Below are 12,582 nucleotides of genomic sequence, written 5' to 3'. Positions count from 1 at the left end.
GACGCGTGGGACCGTCGAGGTCGACGTTCAGCACCGGAGCCGGCGATGCCCGGTAGCCGTACCGGCCGGCCGCCCGTGCAGCGGACGGCCCGGCGTCCCACAGCCTCCGGGCCGACGCGCGAGAACGCCGTACTGCGGCTCTACACGCGTGCGCGCAAGGCCTGGGACCGGCCGCTGACCGCGTACTACCTGATCCTCGGCGGCAGCCTGCTGATCACCGTGCTCGGTCTGGTGATGGTCTACTCGGCCTCGCAGATCACCGCGCTGCAGATGTCGCTGCCGGGGTCGTTCTTCTTCCGCAAGCAGTTCCTGGCGGCCGTGATCGGCGGGACGCTGCTGCTGGTCGCCTCGCGGATGCCGGTGAAGCTGCACCGGGCACTGGCCTACCCGATCCTCGCCGGTGCCGTGGGTCTCATGGTCCTGGTGCAGGTGCCGGGGATAGGGATGGCGGTCAACGGCAACCAGAACTGGATCTCGCTCGGCGGCTCCTTCCAGATCCAGCCGAGCGAGTTCGGCAAGCTCGCGCTGGTGCTGTGGGGCGCCGACCTGCTCGCCCGCAAGCAGGACAAGAGGCTGCTGGCCCAGTGGAAGCACATGCTGGTGCCGCTCGTACCGGTGGCCTTCATGCTGCTCGGTCTGATCATGCTCGGCGGCGACATGGGTACGGCGATCATCCTCACGGCGATCCTGTTCGGCCTGCTGTGGCTGGCGGGCGCGCCCACCCGCCTCTTCGTCGGCGTGCTCTCGGTCGCGGCCACGATCGGCGCGATCCTCATCAGGACCAGCCCCAACCGGATGGCCCGCCTGCAGTGCATCGGCGCCACCGACCCCGGTCCGGGTGACGCCTGCTGGCAGGCCGTGCACGGGATCTACGCCCTCGCCTCCGGCGGGATCTTCGGTTCCGGGCTCGGTGCGAGTGTGGAGAAATGGGGGCAACTCCCCGAAGCCCACACCGACTTCATCTTCGCCGTCACCGGTGAGGAACTGGGCCTCGCGGGGACGCTGTCGGTGCTCGCCCTGTTCGCGGCTCTAGGCTATGCGGGTATCCGCGTGGCCGGACGCACGGAGGACCCCTTCGTGAGGTACGCCGCGGGAGGTGTGACCACCTGGATCACGGCCCAGGCCGTGATCAACATCGGTGCGGTGCTCGGTCTGCTGCCGATCGCCGGAGTCCCCCTCCCGCTGTTCTCCTACGGGGGCTCCGCCCTGCTGCCGACCATGTTCGCCATCGGGCTGCTGATCGCCTTCGCACGCGACGAGCCCGCTGCGCGGGCGGCGCTTGCGATGCGGCATCCCCGCTTTGGTAGAAAGCGGGGAGCCGGGGGCCTCACGGGGCCCCGGAGATGGAACACGATGCGACGGCGCGCCTCGGCGGCGCGCTCGTCCGGAGAGCGGTGAATTTCGGTGCATGTCGTACTCGCTGGTGGAGGGACCGCCGGCCACATCGAGCCCGCGCTCGCCCTCGCGGACGCCCTGCGCAGGCAGGACCCGACCGTGGGAATCACGGCCCTGGGCACCGAGCGCGGCCTGGAGACCACGCTCGTTCCCCAGCGGGGCTACGAGCTCGCGCTGATCCCCGCGGTGCCGCTGCCGCGCAAGCCCACGCCCGAGCTGATCACCGTCCCGGGCCGGCTGCGCGGCACGATCAAGGCGACCGAGCAGATCCTGGAGCGCACCGGGGCGGACGTCGTCGTCGGGTTCGGCGGCTACGTGGCCCTGCCCGGCTACCTCGCGGCCAAGCGCCTGGGCGTGCCGATCGTCATCCACGAGGCCAACGCCCGCCCCGGCCTGGCCAACAAGATCGGCTCGCGGTACGCCGCCCGCGTCGCCGTCTCCACGCCCGACAGCAAGCTCCGCGACGCCCGCTACATCGGCATCCCGCTGCGCCGTTCCATCGCCACCCTGGACCGTGCCGCCGCGCGCCCCGAGGCCCGTGCGATGTTCGGCCTCGACCCGAACCTGCCGACGCTGCTGGTCTCCGGCGGCTCGCAGGGCGCCCGCCGCCTCAACGAGGTGGTCCAGCAGGTCGCCCCCTGGCTCCAGCAGGCCGGTATCCAGATCCTGCACGCGGTCGGCCCGAAGAACGAACTGCCGCAGGTCCAGCAGATGCCGGGAATGCCCCCGTACATCCCGGTAAGTTATGTGGACCGGATGGATCTCGCGTACGCCGCGGCCGACATGATGCTCTGCCGCGCGGGCGCGATGACCGTCGCCGAACTCTCCGCCGTCGGGCTCCCGGCCGTCTACGTCCCGCTGCCCATCGGCAACGGCGAGCAGCGGCTGAACGCCCAGCCGGTGGTCAAGGCCGGCGGCGGTCTCCTGGTCGACGACGCGGAACTGACCCCCGAGTGGGTCCGGGAGAACGTCCTGCCCGTGCTCGCCGACCCGCACCGGCTGTACGAGATGTCCCGCGCCGCCAGCGAGTTCGGTCGCCGGGACGCCGACGACCTGCTCGTCGGCATGGTGTACGAGGCGATCGCCGCCAGTCGTGCACACCGCTAAGCACGGCATGTAGGGCTCTGTGAGCGAAGGGCAGGGAGCGTGGCCGGACCCACCACCGCCGAACGCGGTGCACGCCAGCAGGAGTCGTCCGGCCCGCCCCTCGCCCGGCGGCTGGGCCCGCGCCGACTTCGTACGATCATCATCTTCGCGCTGGCCGTCGTCCTCCTCACCACGGGCACGGTCTGGGCGTTGTACGGCTCCCAGTGGCTGCGCGTGGAGCGCGTCTCCGTGGCGGGTACGAGCGTCCTGACGCCGCAGCAGGTGCGCCAGGCCGCCGATGTTCCCGTCGGGGCGCCGCTGATTTCCGTCGACACCGGTGCGATCGAGACGCGTTTGCGCTCGGAACTGCCCCGAATCGACTCGGTTGACGTGGTCCGTTCCTGGCCCGATGGAATCGGCCTGAAAGTGACGGAGCGCAAGCCGGTCCTGCTGGTCAAAAAGGGGCGGAACTTCGTGGAAGTGGACGACGAAGGCGTCCGTTTCGCCACGGTTTCCGAGGCGCCTCGAGGTGTTCCGCTCCTCGAATGGGAAACCACCTCCTCGACTTCGTCCTCCGCGAGCCTGCGCCGCTTCGGCAAGGGCCGACTCGTGCGCGAGGCGGTGAAGGTCGCCGGCGCCCTCCCGGCCGCCGTCGCGCGGGACACGCGGGTCGTCAAGGTCCGTTCCTACGACGACATCTCGCTGGAGTTGAGCGGAGGCCGCACGGTCGCGTGGGGGAGTGCCGAGAAGGGTGCCGCGAAGGCCCGTACCATCACCGCTCTCATGAAAGCCTCCCCGGATGCACGGCACTTCGATGTCAGCGCTCCCACCGCCCCTGCGTCAGCAGGGAGTTGACGCACATCCGCGCAGGCCAGCACCCTGGTTGGGCAGCGACACGGCTGATCACATAGGGTGAAAAGAAAAACGGGAGGTTCGGCGTGTTCGTTGAACGGGCGCCACTTGTCGACTTAGTGTCCTGTTCAGAAGACTCCAAGGAACAGACACACTGGTAACCCTAAACTTCAACGTTAGGGTTCGGGTCGGCGAAACGGACCGTCCCATTCGGCATCAGTCGCCGGAGCGCGGATCACCGCGAGACGGCGACACGTAACTCGAGGCGAGAGGCCTTCGACGTGGCAGCACCGCAGAACTACCTCGCAGTCATCAAAGTCATCGGTGTCGGCGGCGGTGGTGTCAATGCCATCAACCGGATGATCGAGGTCGGTCTCAAGGGCGTCGAGTTCATCGCCATCAACACCGACGCGCAGGCGCTGTTGATGAGCGACGCCGACGTCAAGCTCGACGTCGGCCGCGAACTCACCCGCGGACTCGGCGCCGGAGCCAACCCGGCCGTCGGTCGCAAGGCCGCCGAGGACCACCGCGAGGAGATCGAGGAGGTCCTCAAGGGGGCCGACATGGTCTTCGTGACAGCCGGTGAAGGCGGCGGCACCGGCACCGGCGGCGCGCCCGTCGTGGCCAACATCGCACGCTCCCTGGGCGCCCTCACCATCGGCGTGGTCACGCGCCCGTTCACCTTCGAGGGACGGCGCCGCGCGAACCAGGCCGAGGACGGCATCGCCGAGCTCCGTGAAGAGGTCGACACCCTCATCGTCATCCCCAACGACCGGCTGCTGTCCATCTCCGACCGCCAGGTATCCGTTCTGGACGCCTTCAAGTCGGCCGACCAGGTCCTGCTCTCCGGCGTCCAGGGCATCACCGACCTGATCACCACCCCCGGTCTCATCAACCTCGACTTCGCCGACGTCAAGTCGGTCATGTCCGAGGCCGGCTCGGCCCTCATGGGCATCGGCTCGGCCCGCGGCGACGACCGCGCGGTGGCCGCCGCCGAGATGGCGATCTCCTCGCCGCTGCTCGAGGCCTCCATCGACGGCGCACGCGGTGTGCTGCTCTCCATCTCCGGCGGCTCCGACCTCGGTCTCTTCGAGATCAACGAGGCCGCCCAGCTGGTCAGCGAGGCCGCCCACCCCGAGGCCAACATCATCTTCGGCGCGGTCATCGACGACGCCCTCGGCGACGAGGTCCGCGTCACCGTGATCGCGGCCGGCTTCGACGGCGGCCAGCCGCCGGCCCGCCGGGACAACGTCCTCGGCTCGTCCTCTTCCTCTTCCTCTTCCTCGTCCCCGGCCCGCCGCGAGGAGCCGACCCCGGTGCGGCAGCCCGAGAGCCGCCCGAGCTTCGGCTCGCTCGGCAGCGTCACGCCGAAGGAGGAGCCGGAGCCGGCGCCCGAGCCGGTGGCCGACCTCCCGGTCCCCCCGCCGGTGCCGCCGTCGCGGGCCTACTCGGACAGCGCGGCCGAGGAACTGGACGTGCCGGACTTCCTGAAGTGATAGGACAGCGCGGACACGTGAGCGGCGCGCACTTCGCCTTCACCGACCGGTGGGGCGGGGTGAGCGCCGCTCCGTATGAGGAGCTCAACCTCGGCGGAGCGGTCGGCGACGACCCCGAAGCCGTACGGACCAACCGTGAACTGGCCGCGAAGTCGCTCGGCCTGGACCCCGTCCGGGTCGTGTGGATGAACCAGGTGCACGGCACGGACGTGGCCGAGGTCGACGGACCGTGGGGCGAGCGTCCCGCACCCGAGGTCGACGCGATCGTCACGGCCCGACGTGGTCTCGCCCTCGCCGTCCTGACCGCCGACTGCACGCCCGTCTTGCTCGCCGACCCCGTCGCCGGGATCGCCGCCGCGGCCCACGCCGGCCGGCCCGGCATGGTCGCCGGCATCGTCCCCGCCGCCGTACGGGCCATGGTGGAGCTGGGGGCCGAGCCGTCGCGGATCGTCGCCCGCACCGGGCCCGCCGTCTGCGGCCGCTGCTACGAGGTGCCGGAGGCGATGCGCGCCGAGGTGGCCGCCGTCGAGCCGGCGGCGTACGCCGAGACGAGCTGGGGCACGCCGGCGGTCGATGTGACCGCCGGGGCGCACGCGCAGCTCGAGCGGCTCGGGGTGCACGACCGGGAGCAGTCGCCGGTGTGCACGCGGGAGTCGCAGGACCACTTCTCGTACCGCCGCGACCGCACCACGGGGCGACTCGCGGGATATGTCTGGCTGGACTGATGTGGGATGACGGACCGTAAGGACGAACTCGCCGGAAACCTGGCGAAAGTGGAGGAGCGCATCACCGCCGCGTGTGTGGCGGCCGGGCGCGGGCGGGAGGAGGTGACCCTGATCGTGGTCACCAAGACCTACCCGGCGAGCGATGTGCGGATCCTGTCGGAACTCGGTGTGCGCCACGTCGCCGAGAACCGTGACCAGGACGCGGCGCCGAAGGCCGCGGCTTGCTCGGATCTGCCCCTTTCCTGGCACTTCGTGGGCCAGTTGCAGACCAACAAAGTCCGTTCCGTGGTCGGTTACGCGGATGTCGTGCAGTCCGTCGACCGTTCCCGGCTGGTGACGTCCCTGTCGAAGGAGGCCGTACGGGCCGGGCGCGAGGTGGGATGCCTGATCCAGGTCGCGCTCGACGCCGGTGAGAGCGCGCGGGGGGAGCGGGGCGGCGTGGCGCCCGGCGGCATCGAGGAGTTGGCCGGCCTGGTCGCGCGGTCCCCGGGGCTCCGGCTTGACGGACTGATGACCGTCGCACCCCTGACCGGGGAGTACGCGGGTCGCCAACGGGCGGCGTTCGAGCGGTTGATGGATTTGTCGACCGACCTGCGCAGAGCCCATCCGACTGCAAACATGGTCTCGGCAGGGATGAGTGCGGACCTCGAGGAGGCCGTGGCGGCCGGAGCGACACATGTGCGCGTCGGCACTGCGGTACTCGGAGTCCGCCCCAGGCTCGGGTAACGTCGCCAGGAAGTCGGACCACAGCAGAAAATATGGTCATTTCCGTCGAAAGGCGGGCATAAGGACCACGTGGATCGCAGGACTTGGCAGTCGTCAGCCGATCCACCACAGAGCGGAGGACTCAGAGAATGGCCGGCGCGATGCGCAAGATGGCGGTCTACCTCGGCCTCGTGGAGGACGATGGGTACGACGGCCGGGGATTCGACCCCGATGACGACTTCGAACCCGAGCTCGACCCTGAGCCCGAGCGTGACCACCGGCGGCACGAGCCGTCGCATCAGTCACACGGCGCACATCAGTCCCAAAGGGACGACGAGGTGCGTATCGTGCAGCCACCCGCGCCGCGCGAACCGGTGGCCCGGTCCACTTCGCTCGCCGCGGAATCCGGGCGTCCGGCGCGCATCGCGCCCGTGGCGTCCATCACACAAGAACGTCAGTCCCTGGAGAAGAACGCACCGGTGATCATGCCCAAGGTCGTGTCGGAACGAGAGCCGTACCGGATCACCACGCTTCACCCCCGGACCTACAACGAGGCCCGTACCATCGGGGAACACTTCCGTGAGGGCACCCCGGTGATCATGAATCTGACTGAGATGGATGACACAGACGCGAAGCGACTTGTCGACTTTGCGGCCGGTTTGGTGTTTGGTCTTCACGGCAGCATCGAGCGGGTGACGCAGAAGGTGTTCCTGTTGTCGCCTGCTAACGTCGATGTCACGGCGGAGGACAAGGCCCGCATCGCAGAGGGCGGGTTCTTCAACCAGAGCTGAGACGCACGACCGGAATTGCAGTACAGAGAGAGCACGTAGCAGGGGAGAGGGAAGCACCGAACATGAGCGTGGTCCTGGATGTCGTCTACATCGCGCTGATGGTCTTCCTCATCGTGCTCATCTTCCGGTTGGTCATGGACTACGTCTTCCAGTTCGCCCGCTCATGGCAACCCGGCAAGGCGATGGTGGTCGTTCTGGAGGCCACCTACACTGTCACCGATCCACCGCTCAAGCTTCTGCGGCGGGTCATCCCGCCGCTGCGTCTCGGGGGCGTGGCGCTCGACCTGTCCTTCTTCGTACTGATGATCATCGTCTACATCCTGATCTCGATCGTGAGCCGGCTGTGAGCGATGTGAACTACCGTCTTGCCGAATGCCGACGACTACGTTGAGGTGAAGAGATGCCGTTGACCCCCGAGGACGTGCGGAACAAGCAGTTCACGACCGTCCGCCTCCGAGAAGGCTATGACGAGGACGAGGTCGATGCCTTCCTCGACGAGGTCGAAGCCGAGTTGACCCGACTGCTCCGCGAGAACGAGGACCTGCGCGCCAAACTGGCCGCGGCCACGCGCGCTGCTGCCCAGAACCAGCAGAACATGCGCAAGCCTCCGGAGCAGCAGGACCAGCAGCAGCAGGGCATGCCGCCGCAGCAGCAGGGCATGCCGCCGCAGCAGGGCATGCGAGGTCCGGGCGCTCCGGTGCCCGCCGGCATATCGGGCCCGCCGCAGCAGCAGATGGGTGGCCCCATGGGTGGTCCGCCCCAGCTGCCGAGCGGTGCCCCGCAGCTGCCTGCCGGCCCCGGTGGCCAGGGCCCGCAGGGTCCCGGTCCGATGGGCCAGGGCCCCATGGGGCAGGGTCCGATGGGTGGTCAGCCTCCCATGCAGCAGCAGATGGGTGGCCCGATGGGCGGCCCCATGGGCGGTCCGATGGGCGGCCCCGGTCAGGGCCCCGGTGGCGACAGCGCCGCCCGTGTCCTCTCGCTGGCCCAGCAGACCGCCGACCAGGCGATCGCCGAGGCCCGTTCCGAGGCCAACAAGATCGTCGGCGAGGCGCGTTCGCGTGCCGAGGGTCTCGAGCGTGACGCCCGTGCCAAGGCCGACGCCCTGGAGCGGGACGCGCAGGAGAAGCACCGTGTCGCGATGGGCTCCCTGGAGTCCGCCCGCGCCACGCTGGAGCGCAAGGTCGAGGACCTGCGCGGCTTCGAGCGCGAGTACCGCACGCGCCTGAAGTCGTACCTGGAGTCGCAGCTGCGTCAGCTGGAGACCCAGGCCGACGACTCCCTCGCCCCGCCGCGCACCCCGGCCACGGCGTCCCTCCCGCCGTCCCCGGCGCCCTCCATGGCCCCGGCCGGCGCGAGCGCCCCGTCCTACGGCGGCAACCAGGGCATGGGCGCGCCGAGCCAGGCTGCTCCGTCCTACGGCGGCCAGCAGCAGATGTCCCCGGCGATGACCCAGCCGATGGCTCCGGTGCGGCCGCAGGGCCCGTCGCCGATGGGCCAGGCCCCCTCGCCGATGCGCGGCTTCCTCATCGACGAGGACGACAACTGACGGCCAGTAGTACGCCTTAGGCGTCGGCAGCGTTCAAAGGGCGGGCCCCGGATTCCGATCCGGGGTCCCGCCCTTTTTACGCGCGTTGCGGGCGACCGGCGGTACGTGCGGGGTCATGGGGAGGAAACGGCGGGACGAGGACGGGTTGGCCGATGCGGAGACGCGCTGGCCGCGGGAGGCGGTGGCGAAGGCGGTCCGCGTGCAGCCGACGGCGGCAGGGCAGCCCGTGCGGCCGGGCGGCATGAGCGCGGGGGCCGTGCCCGGCGTCGTCGTCCGTGTCGGCTCCCGGGAGCAGGTCACGGAGGGGGCTCTGCCGGCTGGAGCGTGGCGCCCGTGCCGATCACGGCTGTCGAGCGGGCCGAGCCGGACACCGAGCGGGGCTCACGGGTGAGGAAGCACGCGCACGAGGTCGTCGTGGCGATGACGGAGGAGTGACCACCCGCACCTCCGCGGGCTACTCCGTGGGGGTGAGCGGCGGGCCGGACTCCTGGTACACGCTCCGCATCGCCGGTGTGCCCGGCAGCCTGCTGGAGGAGCTGGGCGGACAGCCGTCGTGACGGCAGACGGGAGGGCCCGGCCCCCGTGGGGAACCGGGCCCTCGTCGGCGCCGGAGGCCCTACGCCTTGCGCAGGCGGAACGTCAGCGTCAGGCCCTCGTCGGTGAACGGGGTGCCGTACGTGTCGTCCGCCTCGCCCTGGGCGAAGTCCGTGGCGAGGACCTCGTCGGCGATCAGGGCGGAGTGCTCGGTCAGGGCCGGGACGGTCGCCGGGTCGGTCGCGGTCCAGCGGAGCGCGATGCGGTCGGCGACGTCGAGGCCGCTGTTCTTGCGGGCCTCCTGGATCAGGCGGATCGCGTCACGGGCCAGGCCCGCGCGGCGCAGCTCCTCCGTGATCTCCAGGTCGAGGGCGACCGTCGCGCCGGAGTCGGAGGCGACCGACCAGCCCTCGCGCGGGGTCTCCGTGATGATCACCTCGTCCGGAGCGAGGGTGATCGTCTCGCCGTCGACCTCGACCGACGCCGTGCCCTCGCGCAGGGCGAGGGAGAGCGCGGCCGCGTCGGCGTTCGCGACGGCCTTCGCCACGTCTTGGACCCGCTTGCCGAACCGCTTGCCCAGGGCGCGGAAGTTGGCCTTCGCGGTCGTGTCGACCAGGCTGCCGCCGACGTCCGACAGGGAGGCGAGCGACTCGACGTTCAGCTCCTCCGTGATCTGCGTGTGCAGCTCGGGGGAGAGGGCGTCGAAGCCGGTGGCCGCGATCAGCGCGCGCCGCAGCGGCTGGCGGGTCTTCACGCCCGACTCCGCCCGCGTGGCGCGGCCCAGCTCGACGAGGCGGCGGACCAGGACCATCTGCTTCGACAGCTGCGGGTCGATCGCCGAGAGGTCCGCCTCCGGCCAGGACGCCAGGTGCACGGACTCCGGGGCGCCCGGGGTGACCGGGACCACCAGGTCCTGCCAGACCCGCTCGGTGATGAACGGGGTCAGCGGCGCCATCAGCCTGGTGACCGTCTCGACGACCTCGTGCAGCGTGCGCAGCGCCGCCTTGTCGCCCTGCCAGAAGCGGCGACGGGAGCGGCGGACGTACCAGTTGGACAGGTCGTCGACGAACGCCGAGAGCAGCTTGCCGGCGCGCTGGGTGTCGTAGGCCTCCAGCGACTGGGTCACCTGGTCGGTGAGCGCGTGGAGTTCGGACAGGAGCCAGCGGTCCAGCAGCGGGCGGTCGGCCGGGGCCGGGTCGGCCTCGGAGGGCGACCAGCTCGCCGTACGGGCGTACAGGGCCTGGAAGGCGACCGTGTTCCAGTACGTGAGGAGCGTCTTGCGGACGACCTCCTGGATGGTGCCGTGGCCGACGCGGCGGGCCGCCCACGGGGAGCCGCCGGCCGCCATGAACCAGCGGACCGCGTCCGCGCCGTGCTGGTCCATGAGCGGGATCGGCTGGAGGATGTTGCCCAGGTGCTTGGACATCTTGCGGCCGTCCTCGGCGAGGATGTGGCCGAGGCAGACGACGTTCTCGTAGGACGACTTGTCGAAGACCAGCGTGCCGACCGCCATCAGCGTGTAGAACCAGCCGCGGGTCTGGTCGATGGCCTCGGAGATGAACTGCGCCGGGTAGCGGCTCTCGAACAGTTCCTTGTTCTTGTACGGGTAGCCCCACTGCGCGAACGGCATGGACCCCGAGTCGTACCAGGCGTCGATGACCTCCGGCACGCGCGTGGCCGTCTTCCGGCACTGCGGGCAGGCGAAGGTCACGTCGTCGATGAACGGGCGGTGCGGGTCCAGCTCCGACTGGTCGGTGCCGGTCAGCTCGGTCAGCTCCGCGCGGGAGCCGACGCAGGTGAGGTGGTCGTCCTCGCAGCGCCAGATGGGCAGGGGGGTGCCCCAGTAGCGGTTGCGGGACAGCGCCCAGTCGATGTTGTTGTTCAGCCAGTCGCCGTACCGGCCGTTCTTGACCGTGTCCGGGAACCAGTTGGTGTTCTCGTTCTCCTGGAGGAGACGGTCCTTGATCGCCGTGGTGCGGATGTACCAGGACGGCTGCGCGTAGTAGAGGAGCGCGGTGTGGCAGCGCCAGCAGTGCGGGTAGCTGTGCTCGTACGGGATGTGCTTGAACAGGAGGTCGCGCTGCTGGAGGTCCTCGGTGAGCTTTTCGTCCGCCTTCTTGAAGAAGACCCCGCCGACGAGGGGGACGGTCTCCTCGAAGGTGCCGTCGGGGCGGACGGGGTTCACGACGGGCAGGCCGTAGGCGCGGCAGACCTTGAGGTCGTCCTCACCGAAGGCGGGGGACTGGTGGACCAGACCCGTACCGTCCTCGGTCGTGACGTACTCGGCGTTGACGACGAAGTGCGCCGGGGCCGGGAACTCCACCAGCTCGAACGGTCGTTGATACGTCCAGCGCTCCATCTCGGCGCCGGTGAAGGTCTCGCCGGTGGTCTCCCAGCCCTCGCCGAGCGCCTTGGCGACGAGCGGCTCGGCGACGACGAGCTTCTCCTCGCCGTTGGTCGCGACGACGTAGGTGACCTCGGGGTGCGCGGCGACGGCCGTGTTGGAGACCAGCGTCCAGGGGGTCGTCGTCCAGACCAGGAGTGCGGCCTGGCCGGCGAGCGGACCGGAGGTGAGCGGGAAACGGACGTACACGGACGGGTCGACGACCGTCTCGTAGCCCTGGGCCAGCTCGTGGTCCGACAGGCCCGTGCCGCAGCGCGGGCACCAGGGGGCGACGCGGTGGTCCTGGACCAGCAGGCCCTTGGTGAAGATCTCCTTGAGCGACCACCAGACCGACTCGATGTACTCGGGGTCCATCGTGACGTACGCGTCTTCGAGGTCGACCCAGTAGCCCATGCGGGTCGTCAGCTCGGAGAAGGCGTCGGTGTGGCGGAGCACGGACTCGCGGCACCTGGCGTTGAACTCGGCGATGCCGTACGCCTCGATGTCCTTCTTGCCGCTGAAGCCCAGTTCCTTCTCGACCGCCAGCTCCACCGGGAGGCCGTGGCAGTCCCAGCCGGCCTTGCGGGCCACGTGGTAGCCGCGCATGGTGCGGAAGCGGGGGAAGACGTCCTTGAAGACGCGCGCCTCGATGTGGTGGGCGCCCGGCATGCCGTTGGCGGTGGGCGGGCCCTCGTAGAACACCCACTCGGGGCGGCCCTCGGACTGGTCCAGGCTCTTGGCAAAGATCTTCTGCTCGCGCCAGAAGTCGAGCACCGCGTGCTCGAGCGCGGGCAGGTCGACCTGGGCGGGCACCTGGCGGTACAGCGTCATCGATCTTCCTCCGGCGGACGTGCTGCCTTCCGTCGGAGGGACGAGAGCCTTCTGTCCTGTGTACGCCGTGTGCGGCGCGCTCCCGCGGTACCACCCTCCTTGGCCCTCCGGTGCGCCGTACGCTCCGGTGAGCCCCCTCATTGGGGTCGCGATGCCGGTTCTACTCGCCGTCGCCTGTCGGCTGCGGCTTTCTTCCGGCGGCTCCGGGGTGATCTTCACGTCGCGCTCGCCCCCGGGC

General features: G+C 70.1%; 11 protein-coding genes. 10 read left to right on the top strand and 1 reads right to left on the bottom strand.

What is annotated here, in order from left to right:
• Positions 1-45 precede the first annotated feature (45 nt).
• The 10 genes from ftsW (at position 46) to ACF1A1_RS01790 (ending at position 9,153) form a co-directional block, all read left to right on the top strand.
• A complete protein-coding gene (ftsW, locus tag ACF1A1_RS01835) occupies positions 46-1,398 on the top strand; it encodes a putative lipid II flippase FtsW (protein ID WP_391644364.1) in 1,353 nt (450 codons plus the stop codon).
• A 6-nt stretch (positions 1,399-1,404) separates the two neighbouring features.
• Positions 1,405-2,502 (top strand): undecaprenyldiphospho-muramoylpentapeptide beta-N-acetylglucosaminyltransferase, encoded by a 1,098-nt coding sequence (murG, locus tag ACF1A1_RS01830; protein WP_391644362.1) that lies wholly within the window; start codon positions 1,405-1,407, stop codon positions 2,500-2,502.
• 39 nt (positions 2,503-2,541) lie between these two features.
• Positions 2,542-3,336 carry a cell division protein FtsQ/DivIB gene (locus ACF1A1_RS01825; RefSeq protein WP_391644360.1) on the top strand — a complete coding sequence of 265 codons (795 nt, stop codon included), beginning with the start codon at positions 2,542-2,544 and terminating at the stop codon, positions 3,334-3,336.
• Between the two features lie 278 nt (positions 3,337-3,614).
• On the top strand, positions 3,615-4,829 hold the full coding sequence (ftsZ, locus tag ACF1A1_RS01820; protein WP_391644358.1) for a cell division protein FtsZ: 1,215 nt from the start codon (positions 3,615-3,617) through the stop codon (positions 4,827-4,829).
• The gene (gene pgeF / locus ACF1A1_RS01815) at positions 4,826-5,554 is read left to right on the top strand and encodes a peptidoglycan editing factor PgeF (protein ID WP_391644356.1); all 729 of its coding nucleotides are present in this window, start codon (positions 4,826-4,828) and stop codon (positions 5,552-5,554) included. The genes ftsZ and pgeF overlap by 4 nt, the downstream gene beginning before the upstream one ends.
• Before the next feature lie 6 nt (positions 5,555-5,560).
• Positions 5,561-6,280: a YggS family pyridoxal phosphate-dependent enzyme gene (locus tag ACF1A1_RS01810; RefSeq protein ID WP_391644354.1), complete on the top strand. Its 720-nt coding sequence runs from the start codon at positions 5,561-5,563 to the stop codon at positions 6,278-6,280.
• Between the two features lie 128 nt (positions 6,281-6,408).
• Positions 6,409-7,050 (top strand): cell division protein SepF, encoded by a 642-nt coding sequence (locus ACF1A1_RS01805; RefSeq protein ID WP_391644352.1) that lies wholly within the window; start codon positions 6,409-6,411, stop codon positions 7,048-7,050.
• 62 nt (positions 7,051-7,112) lie between these two features.
• Positions 7,113-7,397 carry a YggT family protein gene (locus ACF1A1_RS01800; RefSeq protein WP_020129925.1) on the top strand — a complete coding sequence of 95 codons (285 nt, stop codon included), beginning with the start codon at positions 7,113-7,115 and terminating at the stop codon, positions 7,395-7,397.
• Between the two features lie 53 nt (positions 7,398-7,450).
• Complete coding sequence (locus ACF1A1_RS01795; protein WP_391644350.1) at positions 7,451-8,596, top strand: DivIVA domain-containing protein; 1,146 nt, start codon at positions 7,451-7,453, stop codon at positions 8,594-8,596.
• A gap of 431 nt (positions 8,597-9,027) precedes the next feature.
• Positions 9,028-9,153 (top strand): hypothetical protein, encoded by a 126-nt coding sequence (locus ACF1A1_RS01790; RefSeq protein ID WP_391644348.1) that lies wholly within the window; start codon positions 9,028-9,030, stop codon positions 9,151-9,153.
• Positions 9,154-9,212: 59 nt separating this feature from the next.
• Here ACF1A1_RS01790 and ileS read toward each other — a convergent pair whose 3' ends face one another.
• The gene (ileS, locus tag ACF1A1_RS01785; protein ID WP_391644346.1) at positions 9,213-12,344 is read right to left on the bottom strand and encodes an isoleucine--tRNA ligase; all 3,132 of its coding nucleotides are present in this window, start codon (positions 12,342-12,344) and stop codon (positions 9,213-9,215) included.
• Between the last annotated feature and the right edge of the window lie 238 nt (positions 12,345-12,582).

Origin of the sequence: Streptomyces sp. NPDC014995 (assembly GCF_043080745.1) — a bacterium.
GTDB lineage: Bacteria > Actinomycetota > Actinomycetes > Streptomycetales > Streptomycetaceae > Streptomyces.
Note: the sequence above shows the minus strand (reverse complement) of the source record. Positions and strands in the feature narration are given on the sequence as shown.

Excerpts from the sequence above, each read along its gene's own strand:
- ftsW (WP_391644364.1), top strand. The coding sequence starts at position 46 with ATGCCCGGTAGCCGTACCGGCCGGCCGCCCGTGCAGCGGACGGCCCGG.
- ACF1A1_RS01810 (WP_391644354.1), top strand. The coding sequence starts at position 5,561 with ATGACGGACCGTAAGGACGAACTCGCCGGAAACCTGGCGAAAGTGGAG.
- ACF1A1_RS01805 (WP_391644352.1), top strand. The coding sequence starts at position 6,409 with ATGGCCGGCGCGATGCGCAAGATGGCGGTCTACCTCGGCCTCGTGGAG.
- ACF1A1_RS01800 (WP_020129925.1), top strand. The coding sequence starts at position 7,113 with ATGAGCGTGGTCCTGGATGTCGTCTACATCGCGCTGATGGTCTTCCTC.
- ACF1A1_RS01795 (WP_391644350.1), top strand. The coding sequence starts at position 7,451 with ATGCCGTTGACCCCCGAGGACGTGCGGAACAAGCAGTTCACGACCGTC.
- ileS (WP_391644346.1), bottom strand. The coding sequence starts at position 12,344 with ATGACGCTGTACCGCCAGGTGCCCGCCCAGGTCGACCTGCCCGCGCTC.